Origin of the sequence: Aliarcobacter faecis (assembly GCF_013201705.1) — a bacterium.
GTDB lineage: Bacteria > Campylobacterota > Campylobacteria > Campylobacterales > Arcobacteraceae > Aliarcobacter > Aliarcobacter faecis.
Genome location: NZ_CP053837.1, coordinates 1,220,904 through 1,246,013, shown reverse-complemented (window position 1 = coordinate 1,246,013; position 25,110 = coordinate 1,220,904). Strand labels below are relative to the sequence as shown.

Annotated in this window: 23 protein-coding genes, 1 tRNA gene and 1 pseudogene; 14 read left to right on the top strand and 11 right to left on the bottom strand. The window is 27.9% G+C overall.

Translation table 11 applies throughout. The features are described 5' to 3' along the window. Positions 1-10 precede the first annotated feature (10 nt). From ribA to AFAEC_RS06285, 9 genes are all read left to right on the top strand, one after another. Positions 11-586: a GTP cyclohydrolase II gene (ribA, locus tag AFAEC_RS06325; RefSeq protein WP_026805586.1), complete on the top strand. Its 576-nt coding sequence runs from the start codon at positions 11-13 to the stop codon at positions 584-586. Then, entirely contained in the window at positions 583-1,164 is a 582-nt protein-coding gene (rsmG, locus tag AFAEC_RS06320) for a 16S rRNA (guanine(527)-N(7))-methyltransferase RsmG (protein ID WP_026805587.1), read from the top strand. The genes ribA and rsmG overlap by 4 nt, the downstream gene beginning before the upstream one ends. Before the next feature lie 2 nt (positions 1,165-1,166). Continuing rightward, positions 1,167-1,388 carry a PP0621 family protein gene (locus AFAEC_RS06315; protein ID WP_026805588.1) on the top strand — a complete coding sequence of 74 codons (222 nt, stop codon included), beginning with the start codon at positions 1,167-1,169 and terminating at the stop codon, positions 1,386-1,388. 1 nt (position 1,389) lies between these two features. Continuing rightward, positions 1,390-1,758 carry a hypothetical protein gene (locus AFAEC_RS06310; protein WP_026805589.1) on the top strand — a complete coding sequence of 123 codons (369 nt, stop codon included), beginning with the start codon at positions 1,390-1,392 and terminating at the stop codon, positions 1,756-1,758. A 9-nt stretch (positions 1,759-1,767) separates the two neighbouring features. Further along, complete coding sequence (locus tag AFAEC_RS06305; protein ID WP_164467004.1) at positions 1,768-1,926, top strand: hypothetical protein; 159 nt, start codon at positions 1,768-1,770, stop codon at positions 1,924-1,926. Next, positions 1,919-3,934 carry a glycine--tRNA ligase subunit beta gene (glyS, locus tag AFAEC_RS06300; RefSeq protein WP_026805590.1) on the top strand — a complete coding sequence of 672 codons (2,016 nt, stop codon included), beginning with the start codon at positions 1,919-1,921 and terminating at the stop codon, positions 3,932-3,934. Before AFAEC_RS06305 ends, glyS begins: the two co-directional genes overlap by 8 nt. 348 nt (positions 3,935-4,282) lie before the next feature. Beyond that, positions 4,283-5,419: a hypothetical protein gene (locus tag AFAEC_RS06295; RefSeq protein WP_026805591.1), complete on the top strand. Its 1,137-nt coding sequence runs from the start codon at positions 4,283-4,285 to the stop codon at positions 5,417-5,419. A gap of 284 nt (positions 5,420-5,703) precedes the next feature. After that, complete coding sequence (locus AFAEC_RS06290; protein ID WP_172658636.1) at positions 5,704-10,578, top strand: choice-of-anchor K domain-containing protein; 4,875 nt, start codon at positions 5,704-5,706, stop codon at positions 10,576-10,578. Positions 10,579-10,882: 304 nt separating this feature from the next. Further along, positions 10,883-11,869 (top strand): IS110 family RNA-guided transposase, encoded by a 987-nt coding sequence (locus AFAEC_RS06285; RefSeq protein ID WP_026806897.1) that lies wholly within the window; start codon positions 10,883-10,885, stop codon positions 11,867-11,869. A gap of 61 nt (positions 11,870-11,930) precedes the next feature. On the opposite strand, the gene AFAEC_RS12295 is transcribed toward AFAEC_RS06285, so the two are convergent. The 7 genes and pseudogenes from AFAEC_RS12295 to AFAEC_RS06250 form a co-directional block, all read right to left on the bottom strand. Beyond that, positions 11,931-12,659 carry an IS256 family transposase gene (locus AFAEC_RS12295; RefSeq protein ID WP_258237483.1) on the bottom strand — a complete coding sequence of 243 codons (729 nt, stop codon included), beginning with the start codon at positions 12,657-12,659 and terminating at the stop codon, positions 11,931-11,933. Between the two features lie 15 nt (positions 12,660-12,674). Next, positions 12,675-12,923: a transposase gene (locus AFAEC_RS12290; protein ID WP_051487666.1), complete on the bottom strand. Its 249-nt coding sequence runs from the start codon at positions 12,921-12,923 to the stop codon at positions 12,675-12,677. Beyond that, positions 12,883-13,179, bottom strand: coding sequence for a transposase (locus AFAEC_RS12285; RefSeq protein WP_051487665.1), 297 nt, complete (start codon positions 13,177-13,179; stop codon positions 12,883-12,885). Before AFAEC_RS12285 ends, AFAEC_RS12290 begins: the two co-directional genes overlap by 41 nt. Before the next feature lie 162 nt (positions 13,180-13,341). Next, positions 13,342-14,631: pseudogene (locus tag AFAEC_RS06265) on the bottom strand (IS256 family transposase). A gap of 173 nt (positions 14,632-14,804) precedes the next feature. Next, a tRNA-Leu gene (locus AFAEC_RS06260) sits at positions 14,805-14,890 on the bottom strand. A gap of 40 nt (positions 14,891-14,930) precedes the next feature. Next, positions 14,931-15,206: an HU family DNA-binding protein gene (locus AFAEC_RS06255; protein ID WP_026805706.1), complete on the bottom strand. Its 276-nt coding sequence runs from the start codon at positions 15,204-15,206 to the stop codon at positions 14,931-14,933. 112 nt (positions 15,207-15,318) lie between these two features. Continuing rightward, positions 15,319-15,897 carry a class II aldolase and adducin N-terminal domain-containing protein gene (locus AFAEC_RS06250; protein ID WP_026805705.1) on the bottom strand — a complete coding sequence of 193 codons (579 nt, stop codon included), beginning with the start codon at positions 15,895-15,897 and terminating at the stop codon, positions 15,319-15,321. A 56-nt stretch (positions 15,898-15,953) separates the two neighbouring features. Here AFAEC_RS06250 and rsmH point away from each other — a divergent pair, with 56 nt between their 5' ends. Together rsmH and AFAEC_RS06240 are read left to right on the top strand one after the other, a co-directional pair. After that, positions 15,954-16,859, top strand: a complete 906-nt coding sequence (rsmH, locus tag AFAEC_RS06245) for a 16S rRNA (cytosine(1402)-N(4))-methyltransferase RsmH (RefSeq protein WP_026805704.1) — start codon at positions 15,954-15,956, stop codon at positions 16,857-16,859. Next, the gene (locus AFAEC_RS06240; RefSeq protein WP_026805703.1) at positions 16,852-17,136 is read left to right on the top strand and encodes a hypothetical protein; all 285 of its coding nucleotides are present in this window, start codon (positions 16,852-16,854) and stop codon (positions 17,134-17,136) included. The genes rsmH and AFAEC_RS06240 overlap by 8 nt, the downstream gene beginning before the upstream one ends. A 14-nt stretch (positions 17,137-17,150) precedes the next feature. Here AFAEC_RS06240 and AFAEC_RS06235 read toward each other — a convergent pair whose 3' ends face one another. Together AFAEC_RS06235 and kdsB are read right to left on the bottom strand one after the other, a co-directional pair. Further along, complete coding sequence (locus tag AFAEC_RS06235) at positions 17,151-18,452, bottom strand: C40 family peptidase (protein ID WP_172658635.1); 1,302 nt, start codon at positions 18,450-18,452, stop codon at positions 17,151-17,153. Then, on the bottom strand, positions 18,442-19,170 hold the full coding sequence (gene kdsB, locus AFAEC_RS06230; protein ID WP_026805701.1) for a 3-deoxy-manno-octulosonate cytidylyltransferase: 729 nt from the start codon (positions 19,168-19,170) through the stop codon (positions 18,442-18,444). Before kdsB ends, AFAEC_RS06235 begins: the two co-directional genes overlap by 11 nt. 68 nt (positions 19,171-19,238) lie before the next feature. Here kdsB and polA point away from each other — a divergent pair, with 68 nt between their 5' ends. From polA to AFAEC_RS06215, 3 genes are all read left to right on the top strand, one after another. Next, entirely contained in the window at positions 19,239-21,923 is a 2,685-nt protein-coding gene (gene polA, locus AFAEC_RS06225; protein ID WP_026805700.1) for a DNA polymerase I, read from the top strand. 98 nt (positions 21,924-22,021) lie between these two features. Continuing rightward, positions 22,022-22,714: a response regulator transcription factor gene (locus tag AFAEC_RS06220; RefSeq protein WP_026805699.1), complete on the top strand. Its 693-nt coding sequence runs from the start codon at positions 22,022-22,024 to the stop codon at positions 22,712-22,714. A 7-nt stretch (positions 22,715-22,721) separates the two neighbouring features. After that, positions 22,722-22,931 (top strand): hypothetical protein, encoded by a 210-nt coding sequence (locus tag AFAEC_RS06215; protein WP_026805698.1) that lies wholly within the window; start codon positions 22,722-22,724, stop codon positions 22,929-22,931. 39 nt (positions 22,932-22,970) lie between these two features. Here the strand turns inward: AFAEC_RS06215 and lgt are convergent, their stop codons facing one another. Further along, positions 22,971-23,780, bottom strand: a complete 810-nt coding sequence (gene lgt, locus AFAEC_RS06210; RefSeq protein WP_026805697.1) for a prolipoprotein diacylglyceryl transferase — start codon at positions 23,778-23,780, stop codon at positions 22,971-22,973. A 1-nt stretch (position 23,781) separates the two neighbouring features. Beyond that, complete coding sequence (locus tag AFAEC_RS06205) at positions 23,782-25,062, bottom strand: (Fe-S)-binding protein (protein WP_026805696.1); 1,281 nt, start codon at positions 25,060-25,062, stop codon at positions 23,782-23,784. Between the last annotated feature and the right edge of the window lie 48 nt (positions 25,063-25,110).

The window sequence follows — 25,110 nt, the reverse complement described above, 5'->3', positions numbered from 1 at the left end:
TTAAATACAAATGAATATAATTGAATCAAATATAGCAAACCTTCCTACAAAACACGGAAATTTTAAGATAAAAGCATATAAGCAAAAAAATCAAGAGCATTTAGTTTTAATGAGTGAGAATTTTAACTCTTTAGATATTATAAACCTTAGAATTCACTCTGAATGCCTTACAGGAGATGTTTTTGGAAGTATAAAGTGTGATTGCCAAAAACAGCTTGAACTTGCAATTGAGTATATAGCAAAAAATGGTGGACTTATTATCTATCATAGACAAGAAGGACGGAATATAGGGCTTTTAAATAAGGTAAATGCTTATAGTTTACAAGATATTGGTAAAAATACAATTGAAGCAAATTTAGCTTTGGGTTTTAAAGAAGATGAGAGAGAATATAGCATAGTTGAGTATATTTTAAAGGATTTAGGAGTTAAAAAGATAAATATTCTTACGAATAATCCTGTAAAAATAGAGTTTTTAGAAACTTTAGATGTAGAGATTGTTGAGCGAATTCCTACAATAGTTGAGCCAAATTGCTATAATAAGAACTATTTAAATACAAAAAAAGAGCAAATGGGGCATATGCTTTGACTTTAAAGAATATATTAGAAAATCATAATTTAAAATTAGAAGATAGTTTTTATAAAGATATTGAAGTTTTTGTAGAACTTCTACAAAAATGGGGAAAAATTCATAATCTAAGTGGAAGATTAAGCCGTGATGATATTTATGAAAATATTTTGGATTCACTTTTTCCTCTTACTTTTATAGAAAATTTCTCTAGTTTTGCTGATATTGGAACAGGTGCTGGATATCCAGGTCTTATCTTAGCACTTGCTAAAAAAGATGTAAAAGCATATTTAATTGAACCTAGAATAAAAAGAGTAGCATTTTTAAATATGGTAAAAGCTACTTTAGGTTTAAAAAATCTTATAATTTTGCAAAAAAGAGTTGAAGAAGTTGAAGATTTAAAGGTTCAGTTAATTACAAGTAGAGCTGTTACAAATACTAAACTTCTTATAGAATTAACAAAAAATATAAAACAAGAGAACTCTTCATATTTGTTTTATAAAGGAAGTATGCTCGAAAATGAGTTAGAAGAGGCAAAATTAAATAACTACAAAATAGTTTCAAAAAATGAGAGAAACTATTTATATATTAAAGGATAAAGATGTTATTAAAAGTTATAGCTGTTATTTTAGTAGGATTTATTATATATTTACTATTTTTTAAAAATAGAAGAGTTGATGGTGTAAAGAAAAATGATAAACTGATATCTGATGAGATGGTTGAATGTCCTACTTGTAGTACTTTTGTTTCTCAAAAAGAGGCTATTGTTAGTAATGGAAAGTTTTATTGCTCTAAAGATTGTTTAAATAATAAAAAGGCTTAAAATGAAGATTATTGGAGATAAAATAGTACCTTTTGAAGAGTTTTTTAAAGTTTTGAATATTGAAGAGATAAAAAATACAAAGCCAAATTCTTTACTTTTCTTTGAATTTAATGAAGAACTTTTAAAGTATTGTTTTGAGCAAAATTTGAATTTTTTTGTAGAAATTTTTTCTATAAAAGAGGGATTATATGCAAATAATTTAAATGCAAAATATATAGTTTGTAAAAAAAGTTTAGCAAAAAAGATGCAAAAAATAGCAGATAATTATATGTTTGATTCAAAAATTTTAGCAGTTATAAAATCTAGTGAAGAGTTAGAGGAAATAGCTTTAAATGAGATTGATGGGGCTATATATAAAGAGCTAATTTAAAGGAAAAAATTGAAAGAGATATTAGATACTATTGTTGTTATTTTATTTGTATTTATGGTTGCTATGTTTATTATAAATTTTAATAGACAACAGATAAAAAAACATACTGATAAACTTGAAGAGATAGAGAAAATAAAAAACCAAAACAAGGAAAGAAACGATGCTTAAACCACTTTTAATAGAAATAGGAGTTGAAGAGTTACCAGCTATTCCATTTTTACAAGAGCTTCCAAATATTGAGAAAAAATGGAGTGATATATTAGAAAAAAATAGATTACTTTGCAACTTTGAACTATTTTATACTCCAAGAAGATTGGTTTTATGGCATAGAGAGTTTGCTATTAAACAAGAAGATAGTGAAATTGAGAATATTGGAGCACCTAAAAATATTGCATTTAAAGATGGTGTAGCAACTGGTGCTGCACAAAGTTTTGCTACAAAATGTGGGATTAGTGTAGATGAAATAGGATTTAAAGATTTTGGAAAAGGTGAAGTTTTATATTATAAACAGCAAATTTCTGGAATTGAAGCAAAAAAACTTTTAAATACTATGGTAAATGAGTTTGTAAACTCTTTAAATTTTGGAAAATCTATGAGATGGGGAAGTAGAAGTGATAGTTTTATAAGACCTATTAGATTTTTTTCTATGATGATAGATAGTGAAATTATAGAAGGTGAACTTTTTGGAGTTAAATCAGCTAATATCTCTTATGGTCATAGAATGGATTCTTATGAGCCATTTAGTTTTTCAAATGTTGGAGAATATTTTTGTAAACTTGATAAATATGGAGTTGTTTTATATCAAGATGAGAGAAGAAAAAAGATTTTAGAACAGTTGAAAAATATTGAAACTAAACATAATGTTCAAATAGAGCTGGATTTAGAACTTTTAGATGAAGTTGTTGCTATTACGGAGTATCCAACTGCACTTTTAGGAAAGTTTGATGAAGAGTTTTTAGAACTTCCACCTGAAGTTATAGTTACATCTATGAAAGCGAATCAAAGATATTTTGCAGTTTATAAAAATGAAAAACTTGTAAATAATTTTGTTGTTGTTTCAAATGCTCTTACAAATGATTTTGGATATATAATATCTGGAAATGAAAAAGTTTTAAGACCAAGATTAGCCGATGCAATGTTTTTTTACAGAAACGATATAAAAAATGGCTTATCAAATAAAGGACTTAAAAAATTAGTTTTTGTTGAAGGCTTAGGAACAGTTTATCATAAATGTGAAAGAGAAGCAAAAATAGCTCTATACTTAGCACAAAAATTGAATTTAAAAGAGAGTGAACTTTTACAAAAAGCTGTAATGCTTTCAAAAGCTGATTTAATGAGTGAAATGGTTTATGAATTTACAGAGCTTCAAGGACTTATGGGATATTACTATGCAAAAATTGCTGGTGAAAATGAGTTAGTTTGTTTAGCACTAAAAGAACAATATCTGCCAAGTGGTGAGAATTCAGAATTACCAAGTAATATTTTTAGTTCAATTGTAGCTATGTCAAATAAAATAGATAATCTTATGGCACTATTTAGTGTAGGAAAAATTCCAACAGGTTCAAAAGACCCTTTTGCTTTAAGAAGAGCTGCTTTAGGGGTTGTAAAAATAGCAATAGAACATAAATTAGATATTGATTTTAATTCAATTATTGAAGATTTAAAAGAGAATTATAAAAACCTTGATACAAAAGTTTTATTAGAATTTTTCAACGAAAGATTGTTTAAAATATTTAGTGTAAATCCAACTGTTTTAAAAGCGGTTTTAAATAGTGGAGAGACAAATATTTATAAGATTTATCAAAAAGTTGAAGCTTTAAATCCTATTGTTGAAAGTGATAATTTTAAAGATTATAGTGCTACATTTAAAAGAGTTGCAAATATTGTAAAAGATATAGATTTAAGCTCTAACTTGAGTGTAAATGAGACACTCTTTGAGCAAAATGAAGAGAAAAATTTATTTATAAATTTTGAAAATATAAAAAAATCAAATTTCTTAACTTTTGATGAAGAATTAGAAGCTTTATTCTCTTTAAAACCAGAACTTGATAGCTTTTTTGATAAAGTTTTTGTAAATCATGAAGATGAAAAAATAAAAATAAATAGAAAAAATCTAATAGCTCAAATTTATTTAGAATTTAGAAATATCGCCGATATTAAAGAGATTACTATTTAATTAATAAATTAGTAAAGGATATTTAATAATTTTTTTAAAGATTCTTTACTATATCAATATAAAATTTAGTTTTAAACTAATTCTAAAATAAAAAATAATCTTAACTAAATTTTTTTAAAACTCTTAATTGAACTTTTATAAAAGTAAAATATCTCTTAAATTTATATAATATATAAAGATAATTCTAATAAGAAGAGTTAAATATCGTAAAATTATAAGTAAAACTAATTGTAATTAAAAGATCTAATAAATAATTATAAACTTTATAAATTTATATATAAAAAATCTTTTTAGAGACTTTTTTATAATATAATACATTATTGTCATTAATATGTTAAGGAGATTATTATGAAATTAACGATTAGAGAAGTAAATGGTTCAAGTAAAGTAATTGAACTAAATAAAGATTTAAGTTTTAGTGCTAAAAAAGGGCAACAATTCATTTTTTCAAATGGATTTTCTAGTTATTCTATGAATTTTAAAGATAATCAAAAATCTGTTGAATTTACTTTTAAAATTGATGGTAAGACTGTAAATATTAGTTTAAATGGAATAGTTCCACTTTTAAATTTAAATAAAGATGGAATAATAAATCCAACATTAGTTTTAATTAATAAAAATTTAAATGAACAAAATATTGATAGTATTGTAAATAATAAAGTATTTAGTGGAAGTGAAATTATTGATAACTTAGAAGCTTTAATTTCAAATAAACCTAATAGTCTAGCATTAATTAATGATTTTTCTTCATTAGTTGAGACTTTAGAATCAGCGGCATCAGGAGGAGAAGGAGTAGAAAGAACAAGTGGAGTAAGAGTTGGTTTATCTGATACATTCAATGATTCTTTATTTGGACTTCAAGAGACAGATAGATGGATAAATTTAGAGAGAGCAATTTTTTCACTTCCAATAGATTCAAATCAAGCTATAGCTACAACTATTATAATAGATGTAGAAACATTATATACAATTAAACTAGATGGTTTAAAAGTTATTGATGTTATAGAAGGTGATAAAGCGAAATATAAATTAGGATTATATGATGAAAATGGTAATCCAATTGCTGCACCAGAAGATATAACAGTAACATTTAAATATACATATAAAACAGCCAATCAAGAAGATATTATTGAAGTTAAGAGTGTAACTATTGCTAAAGGTCAAACAGGTGTTGAATTTGAAGTAGAAATAGTAGATGATGTATATAATGAAGAACGAGAAAGTTTTGAAATTTCTATAGACTCGATAAGTACTCAATCTACAGAAGAAATTAAATTTATTAAAGAAAATATTGAAACTACTATTATAGATGAAGTAGAAGCATATGTTCCAAAAGAACCAACAGATCCAAGTAAACCAGTAGATCCAAGTAACCCAGTAGAACCACAAGATCCAAATACAAATACAAGAGATAATGTAAATGTAGATATTATAGGAGTAAAAACAGCTGTTATAGAGGGAGAAAGTAAGGTGAAGACTTTTTAAATCCAAGTGAGACACAAGAAATAGTAGTTAAATATGCAGATGGAACAGAAGTAACAGTAGCTCCAAATGCAGATGGGACATATAGTGTAAATGTACCAGCAGGACAAACAACGTTTGTAGTTGGAGTAAAAACATATGATGATTTAACTATAGAGGATACAGAGAACTTTGGATTAAGTGTAAAAGTTGGAGATAAAACGTCAAGTGTAATAGGAACAATATTAGATAATGATGTAGCAGAAGCAGAGATAACACCAAAAGAACCAGAGGAACCAATAGTACCAGTGCCAGTAGATCCGATAGATCCAAGTAAACCACTAGATCCAAAAGATCCAATAGCAGGAACAAAAGGAGCAGTAGCAGTTGAAGGTGAAGATTTAGTATTTAGTGTAAAAGTAACAGATAGCGTAACTCCACAAGAGTATGATTTTAAAGTAGAGGGATTAACAGCTACAGAGGGAGAGGACTTTACAACAAATAATGTAGAGTTTACAAATGGAGTAACATATGATTCAGCTACAGGGAAAATAACAGTACCAGCTCATGTAACAGAGTTTGATGTAGTAATAAAAACAGTAGATGATAAAATCATAGAAGATACAGAGACATTAAAAGTAACAGTAGGTGATTCAAGTGCATATGGATATATATTAGATAATGATGAAGAAGATATTACAATAACACCAGATCCAGATCCAAAAGATCCAAATGATCCAAAAGATTTAGATTCAAAAGGATCAAGAGTAGAAGAGGGAGAAGTAGCAGAGTTTAAAGTAAAAGTAACAGAGTCAAGTAAAGATCAGACTGCAACAATTACAATAACAAGTGGAACAGCTGACAAAGGTGAAGACTTTTTAAATCCAAGTGAGACACAAGAAATAGTAGTTAAATATGCAGATGGAACAGAAGTAACAGTAGCTCCAAATGCAGATGGGACATATAGTGTAAATGTACCAGCAGGACAAACAACGTTTGTAGTTGGAGTAAAAACATATGATGATTTAACTATAGAGGATACAGAGAACTTTGGATTAAGTGTAAAAGTTGGAGATAAAACGTCAAGTGTAATAGGAACAATATTAGATAATGATGTAGCAGAAGCAGAGATAACACCAAAAGAACCAGAGGAACCAATAGTACCAGTGCCAGTAGATCCGATAGATCCAAGTAAACCACTAGATCCAAAAGATCCAATAGCAGGAACAAAAGGAGCAGTAGCAGTTGAAGGTGAAGATTTAGTATTTAGTGTAAAAGTAACAGATAGCGTAACTCCACAAGAGTATGATTTTAAAGTAGAGGGATTAACAGCTACAGAGGGAGAGGACTTTACAACAAATAATGTAGAGTTTACAAATGGAGTAACATATGATTCAGCTACAGGGAAAATAACAGTACCAGCTCATGTAACAGAGTTTGATGTAGTAATAAAAACAGTAGATGATAAAATCATAGAAGATACAGAGACATTAAAAGTAACAGTAGGTGATTCAAGTGCATATGGATATATATTAGATAATGATGAAGAAGATATTACAATAACACCAGATCCAGATCCAAAAGATCCAAATGATCCAAAAGATTTAGATTCAAAAGGATCAAGAGTAGAAGAGGGAGAAGTAGCAGAGTTTAAAGTAAAAGTAACAGAGTCAAGTAAAGATCAGACTGCAACAATTACAATAACAAGTGGAACAGCTGACAAAGGTGAAGACTTTTTAAATCCAAGTGAGACACAAGAAATAGTAGTTAAATATGCAGATGGAACAGAAGTAACAGTAGCTCCAAATGCAGATGGGACATATAGTGTAAATGTACCAGCAGGACAAACAACGTTTGTAGTTGGAGTAAAAACATATGATGATTTAACTATAGAGGATACAGAGAACTTTGGATTAAGTGTAAAAGTTGGAGATAAAACGTCAAGTGTAATAGGAACAATATTAGATAATGATGTAGCAGAAGCAGAGATAACACCAAAAGAACCAGAGGAACCAATAGTACCAGTGCCAGTAGATCCGATAGATCCAAGTAAACCACTAGATCCAAAAGATCCAATAGCAGGAACAAAAGGAGCAGTAGCAGTTGAAGGTGAAGATTTAGTATTTAGTGTAAAAGTAACAGATAGCGTAACTCCACAAGAGTATGATTTTAAAGTAGAGGGATTAACAGCTACAGAGGGAGAGGACTTTACAACAAATAATGTAGAGTTTACAAATGGAGTAACATATGATTCAGCTACAGGGAAAATAACAGTACCAGCTCATGTAACAGAGTTTGATGTAGTAATAAAAACAGTAGATGATAAAATCATAGAAGATACAGAGACATTAAAAGTAACAGTAGGTGATTCAAGTGCATATGGATATATATTAGATAATGATGAAGAAGATATTACAATAACACCAGATCCAGATCCAAAAGATCCAAATGATCCAAAAGATTTAGATTCAAAAGGATCAAGAGTAGAAGAGGGAGAAGTAGCAGAGTTTAAAGTAAAAGTAACAGAGTCAAGTAAAGATCAGACTGCAACAATTACAATAACAAGTGGAACAGCTGACAAAGGTGAAGACTTTTTAAATCCAAGTGAGACACAAGAAATAGTAGTTAAATATGCAGATGGAACAGAAGTAACAGTAGCTCCAAATGCAGATGGGACATATAGTGTAAATGTACCAGCAGGACAAACAACGTTTGTAGTTGGAGTAAAAACATATGATGATTTAACTATAGAGGATACAGAGAACTTTGGATTAAGTGTAAAAGTTGGAGATAAAACGTCAAGTGTAATAGGAACAATATTAGATAATGATGTAGCAGAAGCAGAGATAACACCAAAAGAACCAGAGGAACCAATAGTACCAGTGCCAGTAGATCCGATAGATCCAAGTAAACCACTAGATCCAAAAGATCCAATAGCAGGAACAAAAGGAGCAGTAGCAGTTGAAGGTGAAGATTTAGTATTTAGTGTAAAAGTAACAGATAGCGTAACTCCACAAGAGTATGATTTTAAAGTAGAGGGATTAACAGCTACAGAGGGAGAGGACTTTACAACAAATAATGTAGAGTTTACAAATGGAGTAACATATGATTCAGCTACAGGGAAAATAACAGTACCAGCTCATGTAACAGAGTTTGATGTAGTAATAAAAACAGTAGATGATAAAATCATAGAAGATACAGAGACATTAAAAGTAACAGTAGGTGATTCAAGTGCATATGGATATATATTAGATAATGATGTAAATATACCACCTGTTATTAAAAATATTCAAGATATCTATGTTTATGAAAAAGGTTTAGATAATGGAACAAGCAAAGGAGATGGAAGTAATATCACTAAAGGAGCATTTACTTTAGAATCTTTCTATGGCTTATCAAATATTACAGTAGGAAATACAGTTATAAAAATATCTGATTTAATAGCTGGAAATAGTATTCCACCTATTGCAGTTCCGAATGGAACATTAAAAATCACTGGATATGATAATGGTAAAGTTAGTTATGAATATACTTTAACTCAAGCACATAGCCATGATAAATCAAAAGGTGAGGATGTATTAGCACTTAAAGATATAGTAATTAAAGCAACAGATATTAATGGAGATACAACAACTGGAAAAATAAATTTAGGCATTTATGATGATAATCCAAGAACTTCAATAGATGATTCAAATGCTGGAGGACAAATTTTAGTTGTAACAGTTGGTCAAGTTGATGTTGGTAATATGAAAGCAGAGTTTACTACATGGAAAGGTGGTAATAGTTATACTGGAGCTACAAATACAGATACAATACCAGGTAAAGATACTTTAACATGGGGAGATGCTTCTAATAAATCTGGGTATGACTTTAAAGGAAATACAACATATAAAAATATGTCAGAAAATGTTATTAATACACAGTTAAATTTAGGTACATTTACACATACAAATCAACCTATTACAGCTGGTTCAGAAATTACTCAAGCAACACTTAGAGTTGAATTAGATGTAGTTATTGATGGAGAAACAGTACATATAGTACATGATATTGTACTTGATCATAATGAGACATCAAATAGTGGTACAGCAGAACAAAATAGAGATATAGTTACTATAAAAGAGCAATCATTCTCTCAAAAAATAAATGTTGGAGGAAAAGAGTATCTATTTGTAATAGATGGTTTTTTAGATAAGAGTGGAAATATTGTAAAACAGGTTTATACTTGGGAAGCTGGTCAACAACCAGCAGGGCAAACAAACTATAACTCATTTGATCTTTTTGCATCTATTGTTTCAACAGATCCTTTACCAAAAATAGAAGGTAATGCATATGGTGATGATGCAGGTTCAAATGCAATTTTTGGAGCAGATGGGAAAGCTACTAATAATGCTATTGTTTGGCAAAATGGTGTAGTTCAAACTGATGGTAGTACTAAAATAGTTGGAACATATGGTACTTTGATTGTAGATAAAAATGGTCACTATGTATTTGAGTTAAATAGAGCTACTTATGATAATTTTAAAGAAAATGATGATAAAACAGCTACTTTTAAATATACTATAACTGATGCAGATGGAGATAGTAGAGATAGTTATGTTAACATCAAATTAAATGGTGCTATATATGAAAATGATGATAATATAGGAAGGACTATTGAAGGTACAGCAGATAATGATATCATTTATGGAAAAGAAGGAAATGACTATATCTATGGTGGAGCTGGAGATGATACTATATATGGTAATGGTGGAAGAGATGTAATCTATGGTGGAGCAGGAAACGATACAATTTATACAGATTTAAGTACAAAAAATGGTGTTACTTATGGAGATGTGTTTATTGATGGTGGAACAGGATATGATAAATTAGTTCTTAGTGGTAATGATGATATTGATTTATCAGTTATTAGAGGAAAAGTTTCTATTAAAAATATAGAAGAGATAGATTTAACAGCTGGTAATCATTCATTAAAAAATTTAAAACTAGAAGATGTTGTAGATATGACTGATGGTAAAAATGAGTTATATATTAAAGGTAATATAGGAGATAAAGTTCAATTAAATTTAAATGAATGGGATGTTAAAGCTACTAATAATGGATACAAAGAGTATACAGGAAAAGGTTCAAACTCTACAGTTAAATTAATAATTGATGACCAAATAGATGTTACTAATATCTAAAAATATATAGGTGGGTTTTTCCCACTTATATATTAAAGAGCCTGTAAAATAAACTCGTATAATAAAATGTTGGAAATATGATACCATATTTTCATAGAGTTCAAATAAGATAATATATCAAAAGAATAAACGATGCAATTAATAAATAATTATTAATTAGCTTGATACACAGTTAGATAGTTATATTTTAAATTTGAGTGGCAACAAGAACAGTTTAAAACTAGTTCGTATTTAACGAGGTTAAATTAGTATAACAATTATCAGGTAGGATAACTCTTTATAATTTACAATAAAGGTTTCCTAGATGTATTCTATCGGATTAGACATAAGTAAATCAACTGTTGATATTTTTATTCCTATAAATCAATCAAATATCAAAATAAAGAATAGTATGCAAGCAATAAAAAGTTTTTACTCAAAACTACAAAGGCTTTATAAAAAGGATATAGATAAATTAGTTTTTGTTTTTGAACCTACAGGAACTTATTCAAATTTATTAAAAAAGTTTTGTAGTGAGAGGAATATTAAATGTTTTATTATTAATCCTAAAAAAAGTATTAACTTTGCAAAAGCAATAGGACAGAGAAATAAATCCGATATACAAGATTCGGTAATGCTTTCAAAGATGCTTGTAACTGCTTTAGCTGATGAAATTAAAGTACCTATAATAAATATTGTTGTTGAAGAGCTACATGAACTTATATCTTATTATAAATTTTTACTAAAACAAAGAACACAATATAAAAATCATTTAGAAGCAATAAGTACAAGAAATCATAGTAGTGTAGTTACTAAAAATATTATAAAAGAAATTAAATTGCTTAACATTAAAATTGATAATATAATTAAAGAAATGAAAGAACTCATAAAAAGTGATAAAGATTTATGGGAAGCATTCAACAACATATTAACAATAAAAGGTGTTGGAGATATTTTAGCAATTGTTTTACTTCATCATTTTATAAAATATCCATATACAAATCAAAAAGAGATTATTTCACTAGCAGGATTAGACCCTATTAGTAAAAGCTCAGGAACATCAATACAAAGTAAAGCCAAAATATCAAAAGCTGGTTCAAAACTATGTAGAAGCACATTATTTATGGCAGTTATGGTAGCAGTAAGATTTAATGATGAGCTAAAGATTTATTATGAAAGATTAAAACAAAGAGGTAAGCATACTACAGTAACTCAAATAGCTGTAATGAGGAAAATAATTATTATTGCACATTCATTATATAAGAATAATGAAAAATATGATGAAAAGAAATGTATAAAGTTTGTTGCCTAATTGATGTTTTTTAAGCATTTTTTAATGTGGCAACTGTGTAAGTTCACCAATTAGCCTTTAATTACTTTGTGTATTTTTCCATAACTTCACTGAAGAATATGCAAAGTTGAGGATAAATTTCACTCCAATTTCTCATACTAGTTCTTTCCCATTTTGACTGAACCTCCTGTGTTGAAAGATATAACATTTTAAAAGCAGAATCTATTGTTGGAAATGAACCTTTAGTTTTGGTTTTTCTTTTAATATTTGAGTTTAATGATTCTATTGGATTTGTGGTATAGATCAAAGTTTTTATTGACTGTGGATATTTGAAAAAAGTTGTTAATTCATTCCAGTTATTTAACCAAGATTGAGCTATATGAGGATATTTTTGTCCCCAAATATCATTAAATTCCGTTAGTGCTAATTGTGCATCTTCCTCGGTTTTAGCAGTATAAATTGTCTTTAATTCACGAGCCACTACTTTTCTATCTTTCCAAGAAACATATCGAAGAGAAGAACGAATTTGATGAACGATACATCTTTGTATTTCAGCTTTAGGATAAACAGCTTCTATAGCTTGATTAAATCCATTTAAGCCATCAATAGCGAAGATAAGAACATCCTCAACACCTCTATTTTTTAATTCATTTAAAAGTATTAACCAATATTTACTTGTTTCATTCTCTCCTAGATAAATTCCTAGTATCTCTTTTTTACCATCAATTGTAATTCCAAGCATTATATATGCTGCAATATTTTTAACTATTCTATCTACTCTTATTTTTAATACAGTTGCATCCATAAAGATTATTGGATATATTGCTTATAGTGGATGATTTTGCCACTCCTTAGCTTTATCCATAATAGCTTTAGTTATATTTGAAATTGTCTGTTCTGATAGTTGATAACCATACAAATCATCAAGGTGAGAACTTATATCAGCTACACTCATTCCTTTTGCATAAAGTGAAAGTATTAACTCTTCACTACCTTTTAATATTCTCTCTCTTTTAGGTACTAATTTTGGTTCCTTAGCTTGCTGTAGCGACCAAAGGGAGATAAAATGTTCCATCTCTATCTCTTGGAATTGATACATCTACTTGACCATATTTTGTTTTTAATGATTTTTTATTATGTCCATTACGATAATTTGGATTATCAGACTCTTGATGTTTATCATAACCCAAGTGAGAAGTAAGCTCTTCTTCACTTGCTGTTTGTAGTGATTCTCTAAGAAGAGACTTAAATTCTTCTAAAATACCATCTAATGATATTTCTTTCCCTTCTCTGATTTGTCTTCTTAATTCTTCTTTATTTAATATATTCATTTGTAAATCCTTAAATAAAATCTACTAGATAAATTGTATCTAATAGATTTACTTTTTTGAATTTACACAGTTAGTTTTACACTACCATATTAAACTAATTGAGACCGTTAAATATTTCGTGTCAAAGTAATTCTGATAGGAGAAATCCTATCGCACCCAAACTTAAATTTTAAGTTCACTATCCAATCTACCTTCCTTGTGCTTGCACTCTCTGTGAGAAAAAATATTGCTAATTGTGAAAGTGTTAAGTTCCAGTTCCACATTGGCATATTCCACTTTTTTGTAGCATTTTTCATTCCCATATAAAGCAATTTTAATAAGCTGTTCTCATTTGGAAATGCACCTTTAGTCTTAGTAAGTTTCCTAAATTGTCTATGTACTGATTCAATAATATTTGTTGTATAAATTACTTTTCTAATCTCTGGTGGGTATTTGAAATAAACAGATAAATTCTCCCATTTATTATTCCAAGATTGAAGCACTATTGGATAAAGTTTTCCCCATTTCTCATCAAGTAAAAGAAGTGCTTCTTCTGCTATTTCTTTTGAAACAGCTTGATAAACTGGCTTTCTCAAAGAGAGTGCAAGCACAAGAAATCTTTCATGAACTCTTTATGATTCTTGGAAGCAACATAACGAATAGAATTTCTTATTTGATGAATAATACAAAGTTGCACTTCTGTTTTAGGAAAAATAGTTTTTATTGCTTCTGGAAATCCTTTTAATCCATCAACAGATGCAATTAAAATATCTTGTAAGCCTCTATTGTTTAAATCTGTAAGAACTGAAAGCCAGAAGTTAGCTCCTTCAGACTCTGAAAGGTAAAGTCCTAATATATCTTTTTTGCCCTCCATATTTACACCTAAAACTGTGTAAACAGCTTTTGAAACATATTTCCCACCATCTTTGATTTTCTCGAAGAGAGTGCAAGCACAAGATAATGTATTGCATCTAACCAAACAAATGGATATATAGAATCTAATGGTCTACTTTGCCAAGCTTTTACTCTATCTATAATTTTATCAGTAATAGTACTTATTGTTGCAGTTGAAATAGATACTTGATATATCTATTCAATATGTGAAGATATATCTGTATAACTCATTCCAAGTCCATACATTGAAAGTATTTTTTCTTCTATTTCATTTGAGATTGTAGTCTGATGTTTTTTTACTATTTGAGGTTCGAATGTTCCATTCCTATCTCTTGGTGTTTCAAGTTCAAAAGAACCATTAGATAGACCTTTAATAGTTTTTTTATTTACACCATTTTTTCTATTTCTTGTTCCAGAAAGGATATCATTAGCAATATGTGATTCTACTTCTGCTTCTAAAGTAGCTTCTGTTAGTTGTTTGATAAGTGGAGCTAAAAGTCCATCTTTACCTGTAAGATTTTTACCATTTTTAAATTGTTCTAAAACTTCATTAAAGTCAAAGTTTATTCTCTCTTCCATTGTCGTGTAACCCCGCAGGAACGAGTTATAAGGGACTGGTTAGAAAATAGTTTTTTAGTATTTTTAATTACTTAGCAATTTTATTTTAATAATATCATCTTTATTATATATCTTATTTTAGGTTAAAAAAATTTTATAAAATTGAAAATAGAGGATTTGTAAAAATTGTTGAGTGGTACCTGTAGTCGGAGTCGAACCGACACTCCCAAGGGGAACCAGATTTTGAATCTAGCATGTCTACCAATTTCATCATACAGGCAAAAAAAGACTAAACTATAAATAGCTTAGTCTTTTTTATATTATTTAGCAACAGCGTCTTTTAAAGCTTTTCCAACTTTAAATTTAGCTACTGTTGTAGCTGGAACTTCAACTGTTTTTGTTGTTCCTGGAACTTTTGCTGTTCTTGCAGCTCTTCCAGCAGTAGTAAATGTACCAAAACCAATAAAACTTACAGAATCTTTTTTAACTAAAGCCTCAGTAATAGTATCTAATACTGCATCAACAGCACCCTTTGCATCTTTTTTAGATAATCCTGCTTTAGTTGCAACTGCATCTATAAATTCAGCCTTATTCATCTATAACTCCTTTTTTTAAATAAATTGTGAAAACTTTATAGTAAAAAAACTTTAATAAAGCTGAAATATTGGGGCTTACAGATATAAAATTATATAAAAATTATTAATTTATTCATTTGAAAGTACTTTTTATGCTTAAAAGCCTACAAGAGTTTTCTAAAATAGCTATTTTTTTTACAAGTTCATGAATATCTCTATCATAGATATAAGTTCCAACACCTTTTATAATCATCATATTATTGGGAGAGTTTTTTAGATATTTCGTAATTTCTAAAGCATTTCTTTTATACCATGTAGAAAAATCACCAGGATTATAAATAGAAATTTCTCCAAACATTGTTTTTCCAAAATAGTCTTCGAATATTATATTATCATTTACAAGGCTATAAGCAGTTGTATAAATAGGCATACCAAATGCTATATATTTTGCTTCATGAATATTTGTATATATTGTAGAGTGAACATGAGCTTCCATACTTGCTATATTCCATCTAAAGTCTTGTTTATTTATGTTTAAAGTACAAAAAGAGTTCTCATTTATATTATCAAAAACAGCATCTTTAGTATTTATCATAAAATTAAATTGATCCAATTTTGCTGAAAGTGAGCCATGATAAATACCAAAAAAGTTTTTACTAAACATAGAAAAAGATAAATCAGAGAGTAGTTGTATTGTATTTTGGTCAATCATTTTAAGCCTTAAATAAATTTTTGCTATTATATATCAATTTTGATAAAAGGACTAATTTGCAAGAAATCCCACATATACCAGTTTTATATAATGAAGTTTTAGAAACTTTTAAAGATATAGATGATGGTTTTATAATAGATTGTACAACAGGATATGCTGGGCATAGTAGTGGTTTATTAAAACAAAATACAAATATAAAACTAATATGTAATGACCAAGATGATGAAGCTTTGGAATTTTCTAAGAATAGATTAAAAGAGTTTGAAAGTAGAGTTGTATTTAACAAAGGAAATTTTGAAAATGTAATTCCAAAATTTGAAACATATAATATAAAAGGAATTTTAGCTGATATTGGGGTTTCATCTTTACAACTTGATAAACTTGAAAGAGGATTTAGTTTCAACTCTATGACTTTAGATATGAGAATGGATCAAAATCAATCCTTAGATGCAGCAACCGTTGTAAATAGTTATTCTCAAACTGATTTAGAGAGAATTTTAAAAGAGTATGGAGAGGTAAGAGAGTATAAAAAAATAGCTTCTTTGATAGTTTCAAATCGCCCTTTTTATAGCTCAAAAGAGTTAGCAGAGTTTTTGTATAAAAAGATGCCAAAAGGTAAAATTCATCCAGCAACTTTAGTTTTTCAAGCAATTAGAATTGAAGTAAATAATGAGTTGGGTGTACTTGAAAGGCTTTTTGATTCAATACAAAAAGCAAAATTTAAAGATTGTATAGTTGGAATTATCTCTTTTCATTCTCTTGAAGATAGAATTGTAAAAAACTACTTTAAAAAATGGAGTCAAAATTGTATTTGTCCAGAAGGTGTTTTTAGATGTGAATGTGGTAATAACCATGCTTTAGGTAAAATTATTACAAAAAAGCCTATAATACCAAGCCAAAATGAGATAAAACAAAATCCAAGAAGCAGAAGTTCAAAATTAAGGATATTTAAATTTGAGTAAATTAAATTCAACTAATTCACTTTTTATCGTATTTTTTCTATTTATTTTAGCTGGAATTCTTTTTTTACCAAAAATATATTTTGCAAATAATATTTATTATACAAGTAAAGATATAAATAAACTTTATGCTCACTATATTTCACTTCAAGAAGAGAATAAGTTTTTATCTCAACAGCTTGAAGATATGAAATTTAAGAATCAAATTATTGATTCTTTATTATTTAATCCTCTTGTTCAAATTGAACAAAAAATAGATAAAGAGGGCTTAGAAGAGTAAATCTTTTAAGCTTTTTAATTTAAGATTGTTATTCCTAGAACTTTATTTAGAATATTACTATCTTTTGTAAAACCTTCTAGTTCAATTCCAGGTTCTAAAGTTGTAAGAGAGGCTTTTCCTATAATATGCCTAAATTCTTGATTATTTTTATCTTTTAATCTTATGCTCCAAACATTATGTGCAACAAGAGGTTCTTTATCTTTTTGCCCAATGTATAACATAATATGTCCTTTTAAATAAACCAAAGTAGAAAAAGGAACACCATTTTTTCTTATGAACTCTTTTTTCTCATCAAGACTTAAGTTTGACATATCAAAATATTTTCCATTTGTAGTTTGGGCTTTTGAATTTCTATGAAGATATTTCCCAAATACTGAAAAATAGTCTTGAGTAAAGCTTGAACAATCTCTATTATTTAATAAACCACCCCAACCATAAGGCTCATCTAATAAAGTTTCTAAAATCTTTATTCGATTTTCACTACTATTTTTAAGTGGCATTTTTGTAACTTCATCAGGATTTAAATCTATATATAAAATCTTTGCATTTTGATATTCGTCATTTTTAGCAATTATAAATTTATTATCTTTTTTTGGAAAAATAGAACCTAATTTTACATATTCTCTAAATATTGGGTCATAAATAGGAAATTTCTCTTTTGTACTTATAAAGTAATTTGAAGTTTTAAATTCCTTTATAAAATTTTCATCAACAAAAGCTATATTGTTTATATCAACCCAACCACCTACAAAATGAGATTCAACATAAGCCCAAGCTCTATCAAGTGAGAGATGAGAAACTATTAATGGAGTATTAATTTTAAGTAGTGAATTTTGGTTATAATCAAATGGAAATCCTTCTCCTGGAAGTTTTGGATTATAAAAAAATGGCGAATTTGTAGGCATTACTCTTACATTTGTATTTTTTAGAGTTATCGCTTTTTTTACATTTAAATTATACTCATCGAAATTTGTATTATTTATAAGTTTATCAAACCACTCTTTAGTTGCAAGTTGATGATTCTCTAAGTAAATTTTTTTATTTTTATAAGAAATCCCCCACATAGCTTCATTTTTTGGATATGAAAGTTTTGAGGAATTCCATGGATTGAAGTATTTTGTTAAGAATTCAATAGTAGCTTTTTCCTGATTTATAAAATTATCATCAGCACTACTAGAAAGAGTAGATAAATCATTTTTTATTATAGGAAATTCAGATTTTGGTTTTACATCTTTTGTACTACAAGCTGCTAAAAATAGCGATATAAAAAGAGTAAAACTAAGAAGTTTGATATTTCTTAACATACTATTTTTCATTTGTAAATATCTTTAAAGCTCTATTTAAATCTTCTTGAGTATCTATTCCAAAGGATTTTGATTCTACTTTTACCATAGCAATTTTATATCCATTGTCAATAGCTCTTAGTTGCTCTAATTTTTCTATATTTTCTAGTTTTGAAGAGTCTAAGCTACAAAATGTATTTAAAGATTTTTTTGTAAATCCATAAATTCCCAAATGCCCAAAATAGCTAGAATTCTCACTATGATCTCTATGATATGGAATTTTTGATCTTGAAAAGTATATAGCTTCATTAAGGTTATTTAATACAACTTTTACTAAATTTGGATCATCTGCATTTTGGCTAGAAACCTCTTTATAGCAAGAAGTTATTAATGTATTTGGACAATCTTTTACTTCCATAACTTTATTTATTACAGCTTTTACAACATCAATTTCAATAAAAGGTTCATCAGCTTGAACATTTACTATAATTTCATCATCACTTAAATTTAGATTATTTACAGCTTCATTTATTCTATCTGTTCCACTATTATGCTCTATTGAAGTCATTACTGCTTCAAAACCATGAGTTTTTGCTAAAGTCATAACTTCTTGGCTATCTGTTGCAATTATAACTTTGTCTAGTGAGCTAACTTGTTTTGCAGTTCTTATAACCATAGGAAGTCCCATAATATCTACTAAAATTTTATTTGCAAATCGGCTAGAATTTAGTCTTGCTGGAATTATTATCATTATTTTATCCTTTATTTAAAAGAGTTTATTATATTATAAAATCTTTAAACCCATATTGAAAGAAGATTATGAAAAAAACTATTACTATTATTGATACATTTGGATTTTTATTTAGAAGCTACTATGCCTTACCACCACTTCGTTCAAACGATGGCTTTCCAACAGGGCTTTTAACAGGATTTATGAATTTTATTGCAGGAATTGGAAAAGATTTTAAAACAGATTATATAGTTTTTGCTCTTGATGCAAAAGGTGATACCTTTAGAAATGAGCTCTATAGCAACTATAAAGCTCAAAGACCAGATGTTCCAGAAGATTTATTAATTCAACTTCCTATTGCTGTTTCTTGGGTTGAAGAGATGGGATTTAAAATAGCTATTAAAACTGGATATGAAGCTGATGATATGGTTGCTAGTATAGCAAAAGATGCAGTTTCAAAAGGATTGGAAGTAAGAATTGTATCTCATGATAAAGATTTGTATCAATTAATAAGTGATGAAAATGGTGTATATTTATTTGACCCAACAAAAAAACAGATAATAGATGAATCAAAATGTATAGAAAAATATGGAGTACTTCCAAGTGAATTTATTGACTATCAAGCTTTGGTTGGAGATACAGCTGATAATATACCAGGAGTTAAAGGAGTTGGTGCAAAAACAGCTGAGGGTTTAATAAAAGAGTTTAAAAATATTGAAAATATCTATGATAATTTAGAAAAAATAAGTAAACCTAGAATTCAGAACTTACTACTTGAAGCTAAAGAGAATGCTTTTTTATCAAAAAAATTGGTAACTTTAAAAGATGATTGTCACTATATAGATAACCTTGAAGAGTTTTTACTTCCTATTGAAAATCCAATTTTAAGAATTGCAACTAGCTTAGAAAAATATGATATGAATAAAGTTCTTGATAGAGTAAATAAGAATGGCTTAAATTATAAAACTAAAATTCCAGAAAAACAAGAAGAGAAAAATTTAGAGTATATTTTATTAAATGATGAATCAAGTTTAAGTTTAGTTATAAATAAAATTCCAAGAGATGCTATTGTTGCTTTTGATACAGAGACTTCTGGTTTAGATACTTTAAAGGCTAAAATTGTAGGTTTCTCTTTCTGTTATGAAGAGAATAGAGCATACTATGTACCAATAGCACATAACTATTTAGGAGTTGAAAAACAGATCTCTTTTGAAGTTGCAAAAAAAACAATAGAGATTTTAAATAGATATAAATTGGTTTTACAAAATTTTAAATATGATTGGCAGATTATAAAAAATAATTTTGATATAGAGTTAAAACTTTATGCTGATACTATGATTTTATCTTGGATTTTAGATACAGATAGTAAAGTAGGAATTGATTATCAAATAAAAAAATATTTTAATATAGATATGATATCTTTTGGTGAAGTTGTGAAAAAAGGTGAAGATTTTTCTAGTGTTGAATTAGAAAAAGCTACACAATATGCTGCTGAAGATGCTTTAATGACTCTCAAATTATTTAATAAACAGCTCGAACTTTTTAAAGAAAAAAGAGAAGAAGATCTTTTAAATATTGCATTTGAGTTAGAGTTTAATTTTATTTATGTCTTAGCTTCTATCGAACAAAGAGGTATAAAAGTTGATGTTGAATTACTGAAAAAATATAAAGAGATAAGTTCAAACTTTTTAAACTCTTTAACTATTCAAATTTATGAACTTTGTGGAGAGAGTTTTAATATAAATTCTCCAAAACAGTTGGGAGTTATTTTATTTGAGAAATTAGGATTACAAGCTTCTAAAAAGACAAAAACTGGTTATAGTACAGATGAATCTGTTTTGGAAAGTTTAAAAGATGAGCATATTGTAATTCAGCTTCTTTTAAAATATAGAGAAGCTTTTAAACTTCATTCTACATATATTGAACCACTTTTAGAATTAGGTTTAAAAGATAAAGATAATAGAATTTTTACATCATTTTTACAAACAGGAACAACAACGGGAAGACTTAGTTCAAAATCTCCAAATCTTCAAAATATTCCAACATTTGGAGCAAATGGAGTTGAAATCAGAAAAGCTTTTATTCCAAAAACTGGCTATAAACTTGTAGGTGTGGATTATTCTCAAATTGAGTTAAGACTTTTAGCTCACTTTTCTCAAGATGAGGCTTTAGTTGAGGCTTTTAAAAATGATTTAGATATACATCTTCAAACAGCAATTAAAATTTTTGGAGAAGATGAAGCAAAAAGTAAAAGATCTATTGCTAAATCTATAAATTTTGGACTTTTATATGGAATGGGTGCAAAAAAATTAGCTGAAACTTTAGGGATTAGCCAAAAAGAGGCAAAATTTTATATAGATTCTTATTTTAATGCTTTTAAAAGTGTAAAAAGCTATTTAAAATCTATTGAAGATAAAGTAGTTGAATCTGGTTTTGTGACAACTTTATTAAATAGAAAAAGGTTTTTTGATTTTCAAGGAGTAAGTCCTCTTTTAAAAGCTGCATATTTAAGAGAAGCTGTGAATACACAGTTCCAAGGAAGTGCTGCTGATTTAATAAAACTTGCAATGATAAAAATTGAACATAAATATAAAGATGATGAAAATGTAAAAATGCTTTTACAAATTCATGATGAACTTATTTTTGAAATAAAAGAGGAGTTTGTTGAAGAAATAACAAAAAATATAAAAAATATAATGGAGAGTATTTTTGTATTGAATGTGCCTTTAAAGGTATCTTTAGCAGTTGGAAACTCTTGGCAAGATTTAAAATAATAAATAAAAATTATTAAAATGTTTAATTTCTTCTTTACAAAAGAAAAAAAATTCGTTATTATTATATTTGAATTTAAAATTATTAAAAAGAGAAAGATATGTTAAAAGCAATAAAAAACATAAGAAAACTTAACAATACAAAGCTTCTTGTAATAAGTAGTGATGATGGTTATGAAAAAGAGATAAATGGTGATTTCAAGGATTTCAAACAAGCTAAGACATTAAAAGATGGTTTAGAGTTAGCTGTTTCAAGTCAATTTGATATTGTTGTAATTGATACAGATTTAAAAGATGTAACTTTTTATGAAACATGTTCAGAGATATCTTCTATTGCACCAAATTTACCAAAGATTATTATTTCTGGAACTGCGAAAGAGGAAGATATTGTTACATCTATAAATGTTGGTGCTTATACTGTTTTATCAAAGCCTTTAAGAGCAGTTGATTTAAAATTAGCAATAATTATGTGTTTAAATCAGACAAAAAGAGGTGATAAGATAGAGTTTGATCAAGGTATCTATTTTGATGAATATAGAGATCAATTTTTTAGAGCAGGTGGAGTTTTAATTGATTTTACAAGATTAGAAAAATCATTTTTAAAACTTTTAATTGCTAAAAAGAATGAAGTTATTGACTATGATACTATTAAAGAAGTTGTTTGGAAAGGTAAGGATATGTCAATTTATACTATGAGAAATATTGTAAATAAAATTAGACAAAAAACTTACTATGAAATTATTAAAAACCAATCTAATAGAGGATATACAATAGATATTGTAAAAGGTAATTAATAAAAATATGGAAGAGCTAATAGTCTCTAGAGATGAATTAATAAAACTTTTTGAAGAAGAAGTGATTGTTGATACAGGAAAAGGTTGGACTATTGAAGGTGTTAGAGTTGAGATTATAGCTTTGCATGATATTGAACCAAAATTTTTAAAGGATATTAGCAGAGCTGAATTTTATAAGCTTAAGTTAAAAGATAGTAAATATAAAAATTATATTTAAATTAAAAAAGGTAGATGATTTTAATCATCTACCTTTTTTTTAGCTCTTTTTTAATTTGTATATGAAAATAAAAATACAAAGTGTTAAAATTCCTAAAGATTGTAAAATCCCCATTGTTAGCCAATTTCCAACTAAAAAACCTAATTGAATGTCTGGTTCTCTAAAAAATTCTGCAATAATTCTTGCAATTGCATATAAAATTCCATACATTAAAGCTAATTGTCCATCAAATTTTTTTCTATTTCTAAAGTATGCTAAAATTAAAAATACAAAAAGACCTTCTAAAATTGCTTCATATAGTTGAGAAGGGTGTCTTAAAACTCCATCAATATAAATTCCCCAAGAGACATCTGTTACTCTTCCAACGAGCTCTTGATTAAAGAAGTTTCCAATTCGTCCAAAAATATATGCTGCACTAATACCTAAAACAGCAATATCAGTTATAAACCAGAAATTGATATTTTTTCTTTTACAAAATAGTAAACTTGCAATAATAAATCCAAGAAAAGCACCATGATAGCTCATTCCAGATATTCCAACATAAGTACCATTAACATAAGGATTAAAAATTTGCCAAGGATTTGTTAGATAGTAGATAGTATTTGTATCATAAAATAGTACATAACCAAGTCTTGCACCTAAAATAACACCTATTTCAGCCCACCAAATATATGAGTCAAAAATATCATCTTTTATATCTATTTTGTCATATTTGATAAACCATTTTGCTACAAAAATAGCACTTAAAAGAGCCAATGCATACATAATTCCATACCAATGAACTGATATATCACCAATATTAAAAGCTATGGGATTAAAGTGAGAATATATATTTTGCCAAAATTCCATATTAATCTTCCAATGCTTCAGCGATTAGCTCTATTGGGTTTTTAAATATTACATCAACATTTGCATGATATAAACTATCTGTTATTTGCATTCTACATGCACTACACTCTGCACTTACGATTTGTGCTTTTGTATCTCTAATCATAGCAGCTTTTGGTGCTCCTGCTGCTCTTGCAAAGCTAAATTTTTCTGTTTGCATAGTAACTCCACCAAATCCACAACATCTATTTGAATCACTCATCTCTTTTAAAACATAGTTTTGTTTTAAAAGTTCTCTTGGTTCTTTCCAAACTCCTTGCATTTTTTTAGCATGGCATGGGTCATGGTAAGTTACCATTTGGTCAAATTTTTTACCACTTTTTGCTAATAACTCTTTTAGTTCAGTATTGTTTTCTAGCCATTTTGTAGCTAGAAATATTTTCTTTGATAGTTTTACAGCTCTCTCTTTCCATTCAGGTTGATCGTGTAAAAAGTGTTCCCAATCTTTATTTATCATTGCACTACAAGTTGCTTCTGGAATTATAACTGCATCAACATCATCTATCCAACTTTCAAAATATTCAATATTTTTTTTAGTTAAATAATCAACAGTATCAAATGCCCCTGTAAAATATGCAGGAGCTCCACAACAAAGTTGTTTTTTAGGGATAAAAATATCAAGAGAGAGTTTTTTTAAGATTTTTACTAAACTATCTCCAGTATTTGTATATGTATAGTTACTCATACAACCAATAAAAATGGCAACTTTTCCTTTTTTTTCTTCATTTTTTGCTTTAATATGCTCTGGATATTTATTTAAAAAGCTTTTACTATCAGCATAGGGTAGGGCTCTATTTTTCTTTACAATTGGAAGTGAAAATCGTGGAGTTGCTGATTTTTTAGCTTCATCTATTTTTATAGCACAAGTTTGGAACATATAGCCAAGTTTTGACATAAAATCCATAATTCTTCTATGTCTTAATAGGAAGAAAAATAGTTTTTTATACCAAGCAATTCCATATTTTTCAGCAATATCAGCTCTTACTTGTTCTATTATCATATCTGTTGGTAAATCATTTGGACAAACTTCAACACAGTTTGTACATAAAAAACAGGATTCAAATATCTCTTTAGCAGTTTTATCAAGCTCTAATTCATCTCTTTTATAAGCACCTAAAAGGTCTATAAAACCTCTTGGGCTTGTTGCTTCATCTTGATTTATATTAAAAATTGTACAAACTGGTTTACATTTTCCACACTTTACACAATCATCACTGATTGCTGTATAATCAAATTTTTTCATTTTTAAAAAATACCTTTTGGTTTAAACTCTATAAAATATTAAGTTTAT